We start from the raw sequence: 14768 nt of genomic DNA, 5'->3' as shown, positions 1-14768 counted from the left end.
AGGAAATCATCCGTTGGGAAAGCGTAGCTTTGCGGTATGACTAACCGCCGTATCCGATCGATTTTCTGGCTCATGACCGCCTGCATTGTCGCGATCAATGCATTCCAGGGATATTGGCTCCTGACAACCTACCGGCTCAACCGGCAGCAGTTTGCGAATGTGGTTCAGGACGCATTGTTTCAGGTTGTAGAGGGACAACAGCTTGACCACGCGCGTATTTTAATGAGAGAGCAGAATGTTCCCTCAAAGCCTCCCGGCCGCGATATTCCTGATGGACCTCCCGTTAGCAACACCTCAAAAAAAGCGCCCGGCAGCGTTGCCCGCGACGCACGTGTGGTGGTCAGGCGGCTGGGTGTTCGCAGTGGCGAGGCCTCCCGGTTCTATTATCAGTTCAACAACGATAGCGTAATAGTGGCGCCGGCCGATACGCTTGCGCGCCGTATATCCAGGTTTGTGGTGCAGGAATGGCAGGAAGGTGGTAAGGTCGACATGAAGAAGATTTACGCGGCCTACCAGTCGGAGTTGGCGAGAAGGGATATTCAGGCTTCGTTTCTGCTCGATACGCTCTATATCCTCCCCAAAGCCGGTGCCAATAACGTGATCATTTTTAATGGTTTGAGGAGGCAGAGCGACGATCGCTTCCGGACATTACCGCTGCCGATCAACCCGGTGCGGCATCTGTTCGTCCAGGCTACGTTTGAAACCCCGGTACCCTATTTGTTGAGACGAATGGCATGGTTGCTCGGTTGCTCGCTGCTCTTGCTGCTGCTTACCACGGGCTGTTTCGTGTTTATGCTTCGGACGATCCTGCGCCAGAAAAGGCTCTCCGACATCAAGAACGATTTCATCAACAATATGACTCACGAGCTGAAAACGCCCATTGCGACGGTTAATGCAGCTGTGGATGCATTGCTGAACTTCGGGGCATTGAACGACCCGCGCAAAACGGAAGAATACCTCCATATTTCACAGAATAACCTCCAGAGGTTGTCGGACCTGGTCGAAAAAGTATTGAACCTGGCTGTGGAAGAGAAGCAGGAGTTTGAATTCCGCACGGAGCCGGTGAGCCTGGCCGAAATCCTGTGTGAACTGGCCGCCAGCCACCGCATTAAAGCCGCGAAAACGGTGGTTTTTAATATGCATATCCCGTTCGGGACGATGGTGCAGGTGGACAGGATGCATTTTGGAAATGTGATTAATAACCTTATCGACAATGCGATCAAATACTCCTACGACCGCGTGACCATATCGTTCAACTACGAACAGGAGCCGCATGGCTGGCAACTCACCGTGGCCGACAATGGCATAGGTATTCCGAAAGCTTACCAGGCCTCGGTCTTCGACCGTTTCTTCCGCGTCCCGACGGGCGATCTGCATCAGGTAAAAGGCTTTGGCCTCGGACTTGCCTACGTGCGACAGGTGGTCGAGAAGCATGGCGGGAGCATTAGTCTGGCCAGCGAGCCTGGGAAGGGGAGTGCATTTGTCTTAAAATTCTGAAAAATGGCTACGGTACTATTCATCGAGGACGAGCCCGCGCTGGGAATGATCGTGAAAGATAGTCTGGTTTACAGAGGGTTCGATGTGCTGTACGCTGCCAACGGGGCCGACGGGCTCGAACAATACCGCCAGCACCAGCCTGATATCGTCGTCGCGGACATTATGATGCCCGATATGGATGGGTTCACGATGGCCGAGCAAATTCGCCGCGACGATCCGCATACACCGATCATGTTCCTCACGGCACGTTCCCAGACAGCGGATGTCGTCCGCGGTTTTGAACTGGGGGGGAATGATTACCTCAAAAAGCCATTCAGCCTCGATGAACTGGTCGTGCGCATCAATGCGCTCCTGCGTACAGGCGCGTCGCGCACGAATGCGAACGGAACGCTCAAAATAGGGCGCTACATTTTTGATCCTGCCAAGCAGAAACTCACCGTTGACGACCGCGAGATAACGCTGTCCCATCGGGAAGCTGAACTCCTCCGGCGGCTGTACCAGCAACGCAACGAAGTGCTCGGCCGCAGCGAAGTCCTTACCGAACTCTGGGGCGACGACTCGTTCTTCAACGGCCGCAGCCTCGACGTCTTCATTACCAAACTCCGCCGCCACCTCCGCGAGGATCCTAAGATCCAGATTATCAATATCCGGGGAAGAGGGTATAAGCTGGTGCTTTGAAAAGCGGGTAGTTTGTATTGAGTTAGAGCAAAACTTTGTAACAATGCGTCACATACCGGCGCGAGCGCGTACTGAGCCATAAGTAATAATTCTGCGCACCAATCATAACTCAGTATGAACCTCCGAATTACACAGTTTACAAGGGCCGCGCTCGCGGCGCTGCTAGTCACGACATGCCTGGCTTGTTCAAAAGAAGATGACAACACGGTCGATCCTGGCAATACCAATGCTGATGGTTCGATTAATATTGACAGCGTCAGTTTCGTATCGACAGCGCCGGAAGGCGACACCGGCACAGCGGCCGATGAGGATGATCTTTTGGCTAATTCTACTTTTTCATCGGTTGTATCAATCCAGTTTGGGAACACTGTTGCGATTACCAATCCACTGGCAGGGAATGGCGTAACGGTAACGGATTCCAATGGCGACGTGGTCGTCCATGCTACGGTAGCGGAAGTAGAGTACGTCTTGTCCGGAACTACCACAAATGGTTCGTTCAAGATTTACAGCGATAAGAAGTTCAAGCTCACACTCAATGGTGTTAGCATTACCAATGCCGACGGTCCGGCGATTAATATCCAGTCGGAGAAACGGGCTTTCATTGTTTTGAACGACAACACTACCAACTCACTGACCGACGGCGCCAGCTATACGGCCAGCGGTGAGGAAGATATGAAAGCGACGCTTTTCAGTGAAGGGCAAATGATTTTCAGTGGAACCGGTACCCTGAACCTGAAAAGCAATTACAAGCACGCCATTTGCAGCGACGATTACGTACGCATTATCAGCGGTGGCATTACTGTCACTGGTGCGGCGTCTGACGGGATCCATACCAACGATGCGTTCATCGCCGACGGCGGCACGGTCAGCATTACCGCGGCGGGAGATGGCATTCAGTGTGAGGAGGGGTATATTGTGATCAATCAAGGCAATTTCACTGTAAATGTAGTCGACAAGGCCATTACGGCCAGCTACGATACCGATACGAGTATCGATCCTTTTGTGACGATCAACGGCGGGACGTTCAATATTAAATCGTCGGCAGGGGAGGGTATCGAAAGTAAGAGCGTACTGACGATCAATAACGGAGATTTCAATATCCAAACTGCCGACGACGGTTTAAATGCGGGTAGTTTTATTTATATCAACGGGGGCAGCATTTATGTATATAGTACCTCCAACGATGGTATCGATTCGAATGGCCCTATGACGATTACCGGAGGAAGGATTGTTTCGATCGCAGCGGGCGGTCCGGAAGAAGGTTTCGATTGTGACCGGAATACATTTAAAATTACCGGGGGCATACTCATTGGCACCGGTGGTGCAACCAGTTCTCCCACAGCGAATGTCAGTACGCAGCCTTCGGTAATTCTGGGTTCGGGCTCTGCAAACCAGTTAATGCACATCCGCTCATCGGACGGCGAGGTAATGACATTCACCATCCCGAGGTCGTATAACACGATGCTGTTTTCAAGCCCTAAAATAAAGCAGGGAACAACCTACCAGGTGTACACAGGCGGCACCACCGCCAATACGACCGACTTTTTCGGACTATACACATCGGGCACTTACACAGCAGGTACCGCCGGCACCAGTTTCACCACGAGTTCAATGGTGACCAATGCAGGCGGCAGTTCGGGCCGTTAGCATTTCGTTATTTTGAGGGGCCTTGTTTGCCTGGTTTTGGAAATACCTGGTGGGTATTGGCCCATTGGTGCCATAAACCTGCCAGGTATTTTACCTTTTCAGGGTGAGTGGCGGCGAGGTTTTGGGTTTCCGAATGGTCGGTCGAAAGGTCGTAAAGTTGCCAGGTGGAATCGGCAGCAGCCGACACGAGTTTCCAATTGCCCTGCCGTGCATAACGGGCACCGAAATGCTCGTTGAAAAGCTCGGAATGGCCTTTGGAAGGTTTGCCTGAAAACGAGGTGACAAGGCTTGTTCCGGTGGTGGGCTTGATCTCGTTGTTTTTGAATTGCTTGGGATACTTCGCGCTCGAAAGTTCACAGAATGTAGCCATCAGGTCCATTACATGGCCCATATGATCGCTGTAACTTCCTTTTTTGGCCGTAATGCCCCCGGGCCAGAAAGCGATCATCGGCGTATTGATACCGCCTTCAAACGATTCGGCTTTCGCATAGCGGTATGGCGTGTTGGCTACACTCGCCCAGCGTGCGCCAATGGACGCATAGCTGGTCTGAGGGCCAGGCATTACCTGCTTTTCGGTGGCGTAGACGATCTTGCGGCCATCGCGCGTTTCACTTGGGCGGTCGAAACCCGGGCCATATTTGGCACAGTTTTCGGGGCTGGCGCCATTGTCGGTCAGAAACAGGATCAGCGTATTGTCCAACTCGCCGGTTTGTTTCAATGCCTGGATAATGCGACCGATTCCCTGGTCCATGCGGTCGATCATCGCCGCGTGGACGGCCATAGCCCTGGCATCCCATTCGCGGTCGGGATTGTCTTCCCACTTCACCGCACCGGCCGGCGTTTCCGGTAGTGGTGTAGTTTTCGGGTCAATCAGGCCCATTTTGACCATTCTTTCGTAACGCGCCTTGCGGACTGCCTCCCAGCCGCTTTTGTAAGTATCCTTGTATTTCTCGATGTCCTCCGGCTTTGCCTGCAAGGGCCAATGCGGTGCGTTTTGTGCCACGTAGAGGAAAAATGGCTTGTCGGATTTAGCAAATTCCCGAATATAAGCGACCGTTGTGTCGTTAATGGCGTCCGTATGGTAGTAGTCCTTAGGAACGCTTTTGACCGGCTCCTTGCCATTCACCAGGCTGAAAGGATCAAAGAAATCGATGACACCCCAGATGGTCCCGAAGTACTTATCGAAACCACGGCTGGTCGGGTACTGCTCAATGGGGGAAAAAGGACCTGCCTCTTTCTGGTGATTCAGCCAGGCGAGCTGCTCTTGTGGGGTCTTTTGTGTAAATGTGTTGGAAACGTGCCATTTGCCGGTCATTCCCGTCTGGTAACCTGCGGTTTTAAGAACCTCCGCCAACGTTACGGTATTTTCGGTGATATGTCCCTGGTAGCCAGGCTGGTTTTCAGCCTCCGTCATTTTCCCGATTCCCGCCTGCTGGTTGTACAGGCCTGTGAGCAGGGATGCACGTGTAGGGCAGCAGCGTGAGGTATTATAAAATTGCCGGTAACGGAGCCCGTTTTGAGCGAGGTAGTCGAGGTTTGGCGTGTGTATTTCGCCGCCGTAGCAGCCCATGTCCGAATATCCCATGTCGTCGGCAAGTATCACGATGATGTTGGGACGTTTGGCAGCATTCGGTTTTGCGGGCGCGTTCCTGCTTTTCAGGGCAAGAAGGCCCAGGCCCGCCGCTAATGCGAGCGCGATCAAGGATAGTTTGGTTTTAGTCATTTCCGAAAGTAGAAATTTTTTTGGATTCGGGTGATAATGACGTGGGGAGCAAGGGTATTAACGAGAAACTTAAACGTAAATCCTATGAATCAGAAAATCACCTTCGCCTTTACATTAGTCCTTGCTCTTATCCATTTTATTTCAACCGGGCAGTCGATCACCGCCAGGGGCCAGGAGAATGCGGTAAAGACCACGACAAATTTTAGAGCTACGGATTGTGAAGAAAGAATGAACCGCTTGTATGAATTGCTGGATGCAAAGGATCAGGAAACTAAACGTTCGAGGGAGCAGGCCACCGAACTGATCAAAGCGCTCGTCAACTTGAAACAGGATACAAGGCCGCAAAATAATGTATCTCAAAACACCTGGACCACGCAATCAGACGAGCGGACCGTTAAACTTGTAGATCATATTGCTTCCGAGCGTAAGCAAAACTATCACGTGGTGAGGCAATACATCCGCGGGCCGCGGGGAGGTTGTTATTATGTTAATTCAAATGGTAACAAAACTTATGTCGATCGCAGCTTTTGTAATTGATACTCTGATGTGTAGCTTTCGGTGAAAGGAAGTCAATGGATAAATTTCTCAATTTACTAACTTCCCGGAACGCTAAAAGACTTGGAAATGGCCGCGAAACACCACTCAATAGACGCATACATCGGTACCTTTCCGAAGGATGTGCAGGAGTTACTGCAAGAAATTCGCGCGGTAATCAGGAGCGTTGCGCCTGATGCTGTTGAAACGATTTCATATGACATGCCCACATTTAACCTGAACGGGACTTATCTCATCTATTTTGCCGGTTGGAAAAAGCATATTGCGCTTTACCCGGTTACCGGAAAGATTTCGGAGGCGCTTGCTGCTGAACTGTCGGGTTACAAAGGGACAAAAGGCTCAGTACACTTCCCGTTGAACAAACCCATGCCGCTGGACCTGATCAGAAAGATTACCGAATTGCGGATTGCGGAAAATCAGGCGGCAGCTGCGAAGCAAGCGGCGAATTAAGCGCCTGTTTTGAAACCATACTTCTTTAATATATCCTCAATCCGTGGATCAGGCATCAGGTCGGTGACCCCGACAAGCGACACACGCGAATAGTCCGGATGGACGGTGTTGACCACCAGATTACAGGAAAGCGGCATGACCGCCGACGGCACTTTCAAGGCCAATGCACGACCTGCACTGAACCACCGGTCTCCCAAAGGCTGGCATTGTGAGTAATCGTTCGGGTCACGCCAACCGGCTTCAAGGTCGCTTTCGGTGACGGATTCGATCACAGCATCGTCGGGTATTTCAATAAACATGATCTTGAAATTACTGTTAAATCCGACTCCCTGCCTTCTTACCATATTTTCAAGTAATGCGAGCGCGACCGTCTCGGACGCGTAAATTACTTTATTGCCCGAGCTGTTCCACCTCCCGCGCATACCGGAAGCGATCAAAGAATGGGCATATAGCTTGTGGACAATCCGGAATACTAGCATCTTTTACGCCGGATAACCTTCCGCCATTTTATCGAGCTCCTCGCTTAGAAAATCCACACCGCCGCCGGTCGTCAGCCAGTCCGAGGGCTTTTCCGTCGAATTCCAGAACGGTTTTTGCAGCCAGTAGTTGAACTCGTCGATCGTTCCGAAAAACTCTTCCCCCTTTTCAAAAAGCGCGATCAGTTTCAAAAGATGCTCTCCATAAAGCGGTTCCAACGGTTTTTGAGCCTCTTTGTAGTTACTGATAGTGCGGGCAGACACGTTCATGATTGCTGCCAATCTCCTTTCCGGCATTTTGATTGCCTCCGCGAAATCATAGAAAACTTTGGTGTGCAGACCTTTTCGGGCAGAGAGCACAATGGAAAAATTGCTGCCCATGGCGATGTGATTGAATTTGGATTTCAAATTGGACCCGGGTTGAGCAAAGGCTTTCATAGCAAAGGAAATTGAGTACTTAAATGTAGGAATTTTTTCAAAATAAAAAGTGAATTTTTTCCAATAAGTATAAACATAGTGCAGCCTTCCTTTATTCCTCAGCTTTTAAAACCGAAATTCCTAAACAGTTAAATATGATCAGGTTGACACACATGCTCGTCCCGCTGGCAATGGCCATGGTGACCGTCCCTGCGCAGGACATTCTCGCGCAAAAACCGACTACTACACAACCTGCCGAGAAGTTCGATCGGGACTATGCTTTGGAGGCAACCATGCTCGGCTTCTTTGCCAAGGATGGCTCCCGCAATCCGACATTGAAGGCCAACAAAGGTGACCGCGTGCGGATCACCATCACAAATGGGGAGCTGATGACACACGATATCGCGCTCGAAAAGTTAGGTATCAAAAGCAAGGTGATCATCGAAAAAGGCACCAGCACCAGTATTACATTCAAAGCCGAGCAAAGCGACACCTATTTCTGTTCCGTGCCTGGCCACCGTGCTGCGGGGATGGTAGGCAGTTTTGAGGTTGTGGAAGGGGTTATTTCCAACGAAACAGTGGCGGGCCAGCTTCCGATGAAGGACGGGCAGCCGTTGAACCTGGGTTTTGAAACAGGCGATCTGAAAAACTGGACGGCCACCGGCGATGCATTTGCGAATGCGCTTTTCAGCTCCGATCCGTCTCCGGTGCATGAAAAGGAAATGAATATAGGATATGAAGGGAAGTATTTCCTCAGCAGCGGTGGTACGCTCAATTACAAGCTAACCGGTACGCTTACTTCCGTGCCATTCCTGGTTACACAGCCATTCGCGGCTTTCAGGGTATCGGGAGGTGCGTTGCAGGATACGCGCGTGGAAATCGTGACAGCCGCCGATAACAAGGTCGTATACCACATTACCGGCCAGGGTAGGGCCACGTTGCAGCCCGCGGTGGTGGACCTGCAACCGTACCTGAGCAAGGAGATTTTTATCCGGATTGTCGATAACGAGACGGGCATTTCGCAGATTCCATACATTCCCAACGACAAATGGGCGCATATTAATTTTGATGATTTTCGTTTTTACCCAAGCCGGCCCGATTTTCCTAATGAGCTGAAACAGAAGGATATCATTATTCTCCCGCCATTGGATCCCGTTTTGAATGCGGGCTTATCGGGCAAGGATGCGGCAAAGGCCATGACGCCCCCGCCGGGCTTCAAGATCACGCTCGCGGCAGCGGAACCGGATATTATCAGGCCTATTAGCTTCACTGTCGATTACCGCGGGAGGCTCTGGGTAGTGGAAGGGCATACTTACCCGGTACGCGCTCCGGAAGGGCAGGGCAGAGACAAGATCCTGATTTTTGAGGATACCGATGGCGACGGTACGCTCGACAAGCGCAAGGTATTTGCGGAAAACCTGAACCTGATTAGTGGTATCGAAGTAGGAATGGGCGGTGTGTGGTTGGGTTCGGCGCCTAATCTGCTGTTTATCCCCGCTGATTTCAAAAATGATAAACCCTCCGGGCCGCCGCAGATATTGCTCGATGGCTGGGGGCTGGAAGATACCCATGAAGTCCTCAACAACCTGCGCTGGGGACCCGACGGCTGGCTGTACGGCACGCACGGCGTATTTACGCATTCCAGTGTAGGCAAGCCCGGGGCACCTGATTCGGAACGGACCAAAATTAATGCGGGCGTGTGGCGCTACCATCCGACTTCGCACAAATTCGAAGTTTTTGCCGAAGGGTCGAGCAATCCGTGGGGAATTGATTTCAATGATTACGGGCACCCGTTCATTACCGTGTGCGTGATCCCGCATATGTATCACGTGATCCAGGGCGCGCGTTACCAGCGGCAGGCCGGAAAACATTTCAACCCATACACTTACGACGACATTAAGACCATAGCCGATCACGTGCATTGGGTGGGCGAACGCGGGCCGCACGCAGGTAATTTCCGCTCCGCATCCGCGGGGGGCGGGCACGCGCATGCGGGAGCGATGATCTACCTCGGCAACAGCTGGCCGAAGGAGTATCGCAACGATATTTTTATGAATAATATCAACGGCGCACGTCTCAATATGGATCACCTCACCCGCTCGGGATCCGGTTATGAAGCAACTCACAAGAACGACTTCATGGCGATGAACGACTCCTGGTCGCAGTGGCTGAACTTTAAGTACGATGCAAGCGGTTCGGTTTGGGCGATCGACTGGTACGATAAGAACCAGTGCCACAGCCCGAATCCCGACGTGCACAATAAGACCATGGGGCGGATATTCAAAATAACTCATGATAACGACAAATGGGTGCAGGTGGATTTGTCAAAAGCGTCCGATATGGAGCTGGTGAATTACCAGCTGAATCCCAATGAGTGGTACGTTCGCCAGGCACGGACTATTTTGCAGGAGCGGGGGCCTAATAAAAAGGTACACAAGGCATTGAAGGAGATACTTGCTAAAAACCCGGACGAAACCCGGAAGCTCCGCGCGTTGTGGACGCTCCATGTGACCAAAGGGCTCACAGAGAAAGAACTCTCCGATTTGCTTTCCAATGACAGCGAGTACATTCGCAGCTGGTCGATCCAACTTCTGACCGAAGGCAAATCGGTGGCGCCGGAAACACTGAAAAAGTTTGTTGAAATGGCGCAAAAAGATAATTCCAAGCTGGTAAGGTTATACCTGACCTCCGGAATGCTCCGTCTCGATCCTTCGCAACGCTGGGATGTATTGGATGCATTGGTACAAAAGGCCGAAGACAAGGACGATCACAACCTGCCGCTCATGGAGTGGTATGCTGCCGAACCTCTGGCGCCGATCGATGCGAAACGGGCATTGCAGCTCGCCGAAAAATCCAGGTTTCCGAAAATGCTGCCTTACATGATACAGCGTATGGAAGCGATTGGTACTGAGGAGTCTAAAAAGGTGCTGAAAGATTATCAAAAGGTGGGTAAAACGGAAATTCCACACCAGCACGGCGACCATGCGACGGGAACAGCAATGAACCATTGAAAAATCAAAAGGGCTTCACGACGAAGCCCTTTTTAATAACGTTGAGTAGAATATTGAAGTACTTCTACAAATATATGCGAATAAATTTATTTGAAAATATGACGAAAGTCATGTTTGTGATTTTAATGCTGTGTTGGGCGAATTGCGGAGCATTGCTGATGGACTGTGTGGCTGGGTTCCGATAAAGTGATTGCCGTCATAACTCGTTAGAATGGCATGTTTTTTATTTGAAAGTCAGTTTGAGAAATAGCTTTTCAGCCCGAAAGGTCGGAGATTACCTTTATCAACAAAGTTTGTTTATGGAAAGGGGAAAAATTAATTTATTTGAGAAAATGGCTACCCGCATTACTGCCTGGACGGGTAGTTCAATGGCATTCGGTGTAGCATTCGGAATCATATTGGTTTGGGGCATTACCGGACCGATTTTCGGGTATTCCGATACGTGGCAGCTCGTGATCAATACCGGCACGACGATCGTCACTTTTCTGATGGTTTTCCTGATTCAGAAATCACAGAATAAAGATTCGAAAGCCATTCAATTGAAACTGAATGAGCTGATAGGAGCCAGCCGCTTTGCAAGCAACCGGATGGTCGATATCGAAGACCTGAGCGAAGCGGAGCTTGATGTACTGCGCAAGTTTTATCAGAAACTGGCCCAAATGTCGGAAGAGGATAGCGACATTCATACTTCGCATTCCATTGATGCGGCACAACGATTGCACAAGCACAAGAAGGGAGGGTTTTCAGGACTGTCCAATGGCGACACCGGCTCACAGGAGTAGCTATTTGCCTTTTTTCTTGTCTTTTTTATTTTCGTCCTCATCCTTGGAGAAGATCTTTTGAAAGAAGGTCTTCTTCTCTTTTTTATCTTCCTTCACCGACGCAATGCTGATCTCGTTGTCAATAGAAGGCTGAATGGCGTGGATAAATGCATTTTGCAGAATGTTGGTAATGGCCACCCATACATTCGTTTTGGGATCGTCGAGCCGGCCCTGGAAAGGGATTTTGGTCGCTACCTGGTCTTTATTTTTGTTTTCAAACAACTTCCCTGCTCCGCCCGCAACGGCTTCCCACAGCTTCCGCAGCAGATTGTCCTTCCGGTCTTCTTTGCCCAAAATATTCAGGTTTTTGATCACGGGCTTCACATATCCCTTGAACTCCTCGTCTTTCGCAGCCACCTCTGTGTACAGTCCGAAGCGTCCGTCATTGACATCCACTTTGGCATATGCCTGGAAGAAGTCGTTCAGCTTTACCAGGTTGGTATGGGTCAGTTCGGCACTCATATCAAAAGTAGGGGCATCGGCCAGCGGATTGAGTTTGGCATCAAAACGGAGCTCCCCTTCGTACACTTCCGCAGTTGCGTGAATGCTTGCGGGCAGTACAGCCGATGAATCGTAGCTGTTGCGGAGGTTCTGGGCGAGCAGGTTCACGTTGGTCATGGCAATATCGACATTGGGCCTGGAACTAAAATCCTTGAATTGAATAGCTCCTCCCCGCAGCTCGCAGCGGTTGATATTCAGAGGCATGAACTGGTCGAGGAGCTTGCGGAAATCGGCGGAGTCTTTTACCACTTCTTTCGGCTCGACTTTATCTTTGGTAAAAAGCAGGTAAGGCCGCTGGAACACCAGCTCACCCACGATTGAACCTTTGAATAGCGCCTTCCATTCCACCGATAGGTCGATCTCCCTGGATGCGAAGAAGGGTGTTTGTTTCTGAGGGACAGAGTCTTCTCCCACGCGGTCCACCTTATTAATATAAATGCTGTCGATCTGGTAAGCACCGCGGAGAATGGCAAGATCGATGTCGTCGATATGCCCATAATAGCCGTTCATATTCGCCAGGCTCTTGTTCGCAAAATGGAGGATGATATATGGTAATACCAGCCGGATCACCACGATGGCGACTACGATCCCGATCAGAATTTTGGCTGTGCGTCTCTTTTTCGAATGTGTGCGTGTGGTAGTCATTCCAAAGTCTGTTTTGCAATGGTAAGGGATTGATATTTAGGCCGCTCATTGAAACAATCGTACCAGCGCAAATGAGTGGTTTTGCAGGTTTTATGATTTTTCTGAAAAAAATCAAACTTTTGTCCAGTATGGCACCGGCCATTCGTCAGCAGGCTTTGAAACTTAAACCTTATATCACAATGAAAGACTTCCTGTTTGTTTTTAGAAATGATCCTGCGGTTATGGCCGGAATGTCGCCCGAAGAGTTGCAAACCAGTATGAAGAAATGGATGGATTGGATCGGCGGCATTGCGGCCCAGGGTAAGCTTGTGGACCGCGGAAACCAACTGGCGAACGAAGGCAATGTAGTAAGGCCGGCCAAGGTCGTCACCGACGGGCCTTATATCGAAACGAAAGAATCGGTCGGCGGCTTCATTATGGTGCGGGCCGAATCCTTGGGTGAAGCAACCGAAATGGCCAAGGGCTGCCCGATTCTCTCCGCGGGTGGCAATGTCGAGGTGAGACCTATCATCCGAATGTAGATTTTGTTAAAAATAAAAACTGAACTTTTGTCCAATCCGGCGCCGGTCATTCGTCAACAGGCTTTAAAACTTAAAACTTTATATCACAATGAAAGACTTCATGTTTGTTTTCAGAAATGATCCTTCCACGCTGGCCGATCGGTCACCGGAGGAAATGCAGGCCAGTATGCAAAAATGGATGGACTGGATCGGGGGAATTGCTGCGCAGGGCAAGCTGATCGACCGGGGCAATCGGTTGAACCCGGCGGGCAAAGTGGTGAAGCCCTTACTGACGATTACCGACGGTCCGTATATCGAAACGAAAGAATCGGTAGGCGGCTACACCATGGTGCGCGCGGAATCGCTGGATGAAGCAGCCGAAATGGCCAAGGGCTGTCCGATCCTGCTTTTCGGCGGTAATGTCGAAGTGAGAGAAATCGACCGCATGTAACCGGTACCCGAATGTTTCACAAGCCTTTGTAACCAGCAAAGGCTTTTTTAATTTGAGGCCATGGAAAACCAGGAATTGATCCCCCATTTGTTCAGGACCGAATACCGCAAGATTACTGCGGTATTGGTTAAAACATTCGGTTTGGAACACATCGAAATCGCTCAGGACATTGCCAGCGACACGTTTTTGCTTGCTTCCGAAATGTGGGCGATTAAGGGGGCGCCCGACAACCCGGTGGCATGGCTTTACACCGTAGCACGTAACAAAACGCTCGATTACCTGCGTAGGGACAAACTGTTTAAGGAAAAGGTCAGTGGGCAGGTGGTAAGAAGCAGTCCGACGGACGAAGAAATCGAGATTGATTTATCGGCCCGGAACATTACGGATAGCCAGTTGCAGATGATGTTTGCTATTTGCCATCCATCTCTTCCAGTCGAGTCGCAGATTGGCTTGGCCTTGAATGTCTTGTGCGGCTTCGGGATCAATGAAATCGCCAGCGCATTCCTGACCAACAAGGAGACGATCAACAAACGACTTTATCGGGCGCGGGAGAAACTGCGTGCCGGGCAGATAAAAATGGAGTTTCCCGATGAAACCGAGATCGAGTTGCGTCTGGAAGCGGTTTTGAAAACCTTATATCTGCTTTTCAACGAAGGCTTTTATTCTGCGGGAAAGGATGTTACGTTGCGAAAGGACGTTTGCATTGAAGCGATGTGGCTTACAAAAATGCTGACAGAAAATCCCGGTACCGACCGGCCGCCCGTCAATGCATTGCTTGCGCTGATGTGCTTTCACGCTTCCCGTTTCGAAGCACGCACCAATCCGGAAGGCGAAACCGTGCTCTACCAGGACCAGGACGATAGTCTCTGGGACGCGGCGCTGATCAATCGAGGCGAGTGCTACCTCAACCGTGCATCCGTTGGCCAGCAGCTTTCCCGCTACCACCTCGAAGCGGCGATCGGTTATTGGCATACCATCAAGGCCGACACTCCCGAAAAATGGGAGCATATTCTCCAATACTACAACCAGTTGCTCATCCTTGAATATTCGCCCATCGCCGCTCTGAATCGTACCTACGCCCTGGCCAAGGCGCGTTCCAAAGCCGACGCCATCCGCGAAGCCGAGAAGCTCAACCTCGCGGAAAACCATCTGTACCATTCGCTGCTTGGAGAGCTGTATTTAGGCATTGATGACGTGAAGGCGCTGGGATATTTCAAGACGGCGCTCGGGCTGGCCAAGTCGCGCGCGGATCGGTTGTTGCTGGTGGAGAAGATCAAAAAACTTGGATAGCACTTAAGAATGCATCAATAATTGATAACGCAAGTCGTTGTGTCGTGCTGAATAGGCTGCCGTTTGAACATTGGTACCATTTGGGATGTAATATCCAGTTGGAAAT

At 50.7% G+C, this 14768-nt stretch carries 14 protein-coding genes; 10 read left to right on the top strand and 4 right to left on the bottom strand.

Annotated features, from left to right (window positions below):
* Positions 1-36 precede the first annotated feature (36 nt).
* The 3 genes from J2Y43_RS00940 to J2Y43_RS00930 all read left to right on the top strand — a co-directional run bounded on the left by J2Y43_RS00940 (position 37) and on the right by J2Y43_RS00930 (position 3822).
* Positions 37-1497 carry a HAMP domain-containing sensor histidine kinase gene (locus J2Y43_RS00940; RefSeq protein WP_309981665.1) on the top strand — a complete coding sequence of 487 codons (1461 nt, stop codon included), beginning with the start codon at positions 37-39 and terminating at the stop codon, positions 1495-1497.
* 3 nt (positions 1498-1500) lie between these two features.
* Positions 1501-2175 carry a response regulator transcription factor gene (locus tag J2Y43_RS00935; RefSeq protein ID WP_309981666.1) on the top strand — a complete coding sequence of 225 codons (675 nt, stop codon included), beginning with the start codon at positions 1501-1503 and terminating at the stop codon, positions 2173-2175.
* Positions 2176-2289: 114 nt separating this feature from the next.
* Positions 2290-3822 carry a carbohydrate-binding domain-containing protein gene (locus J2Y43_RS00930; protein ID WP_309981667.1) on the top strand — a complete coding sequence of 511 codons (1533 nt, stop codon included), beginning with the start codon at positions 2290-2292 and terminating at the stop codon, positions 3820-3822.
* 7 nt (positions 3823-3829) lie between these two features.
* On the opposite strand, the gene J2Y43_RS00925 is transcribed toward J2Y43_RS00930, so the two are convergent.
* Positions 3830-5545: an arylsulfatase gene (locus J2Y43_RS00925; protein WP_309981668.1), complete on the bottom strand. Its 1716-nt coding sequence runs from the start codon at positions 5543-5545 to the stop codon at positions 3830-3832.
* A gap of 84 nt (positions 5546-5629) precedes the next feature.
* Here J2Y43_RS00925 and J2Y43_RS00920 point away from each other — a divergent pair, with 84 nt between their 5' ends.
* Together J2Y43_RS00920 and J2Y43_RS00915 are read left to right on the top strand one after the other, a co-directional pair.
* Positions 5630-6082: a hypothetical protein gene (locus J2Y43_RS00920; protein WP_309981669.1), complete on the top strand. Its 453-nt coding sequence runs from the start codon at positions 5630-5632 to the stop codon at positions 6080-6082.
* A gap of 87 nt (positions 6083-6169) precedes the next feature.
* Complete coding sequence (locus J2Y43_RS00915; RefSeq protein ID WP_309981670.1) at positions 6170-6550, top strand: DUF1801 domain-containing protein; 381 nt, start codon at positions 6170-6172, stop codon at positions 6548-6550.
* On the opposite strand, the gene J2Y43_RS00910 is transcribed toward J2Y43_RS00915, so the two are convergent.
* Positions 6547-7029 (bottom strand): RES family NAD+ phosphorylase, encoded by a 483-nt coding sequence (locus J2Y43_RS00910; RefSeq protein ID WP_309981671.1) that lies wholly within the window; start codon positions 7027-7029, stop codon positions 6547-6549. The genes J2Y43_RS00915 and J2Y43_RS00910 overlap by 4 nt on opposite strands.
* 3 nt (positions 7030-7032) lie before the next feature.
* Positions 7033-7464: an antitoxin Xre-like helix-turn-helix domain-containing protein gene (locus J2Y43_RS00905; protein ID WP_309981672.1), complete on the bottom strand. Its 432-nt coding sequence runs from the start codon at positions 7462-7464 to the stop codon at positions 7033-7035.
* Positions 7465-7634: 170 nt separating this feature from the next.
* Here J2Y43_RS00905 and J2Y43_RS00900 point away from each other — a divergent pair, with 170 nt between their 5' ends.
* Together J2Y43_RS00900 and J2Y43_RS00895 are read left to right on the top strand one after the other, a co-directional pair.
* Positions 7635-10454 (top strand): PVC-type heme-binding CxxCH protein, encoded by a 2820-nt coding sequence (locus J2Y43_RS00900; protein ID WP_409014411.1) that lies wholly within the window; start codon positions 7635-7637, stop codon positions 10452-10454.
* Positions 10455-10753: 299 nt separating this feature from the next.
* The gene (locus tag J2Y43_RS00895) at positions 10754-11236 is read left to right on the top strand and encodes a low affinity iron permease family protein (RefSeq protein WP_309981673.1); all 483 of its coding nucleotides are present in this window, start codon (positions 10754-10756) and stop codon (positions 11234-11236) included.
* Here the strand turns inward: J2Y43_RS00895 and J2Y43_RS00890 are convergent, their stop codons facing one another.
* Entirely contained in the window at positions 11237-12421 is a 1185-nt protein-coding gene (locus tag J2Y43_RS00890) for a DUF748 domain-containing protein (protein WP_309981674.1), read from the bottom strand.
* 179 nt (positions 12422-12600) lie between these two features.
* Between J2Y43_RS00890 and J2Y43_RS00885 the strand changes: the two genes are divergently transcribed.
* The 3 genes from J2Y43_RS00885 (at position 12601) to J2Y43_RS00875 (ending at position 14662) form a co-directional block, all read left to right on the top strand.
* On the top strand, positions 12601-12942 hold the full coding sequence (locus J2Y43_RS00885) for a YciI family protein (protein WP_309981675.1): 342 nt from the start codon (positions 12601-12603) through the stop codon (positions 12940-12942).
* An 88-nt stretch (positions 12943-13030) separates the two neighbouring features.
* Entirely contained in the window at positions 13031-13372 is a 342-nt protein-coding gene (locus J2Y43_RS00880) for a YciI family protein (protein WP_309981676.1), read from the top strand.
* Positions 13373-13432: 60 nt separating this feature from the next.
* Positions 13433-14662 carry a DUF6596 domain-containing protein gene (locus tag J2Y43_RS00875; RefSeq protein ID WP_309981677.1) on the top strand — a complete coding sequence of 410 codons (1230 nt, stop codon included), beginning with the start codon at positions 13433-13435 and terminating at the stop codon, positions 14660-14662.
* The last annotated feature ends 106 nt before the right edge of the window (positions 14663-14768 follow it).

The organism is Dyadobacter sp. BE31 (assembly GCF_031457695.1).
In the GTDB taxonomy this organism is placed as follows: Bacteria; Bacteroidota; Bacteroidia; order Cytophagales; family Spirosomataceae; genus Dyadobacter.
Note: the sequence above shows the minus strand (reverse complement) of the source record. Positions and strands in the feature narration are given on the sequence as shown.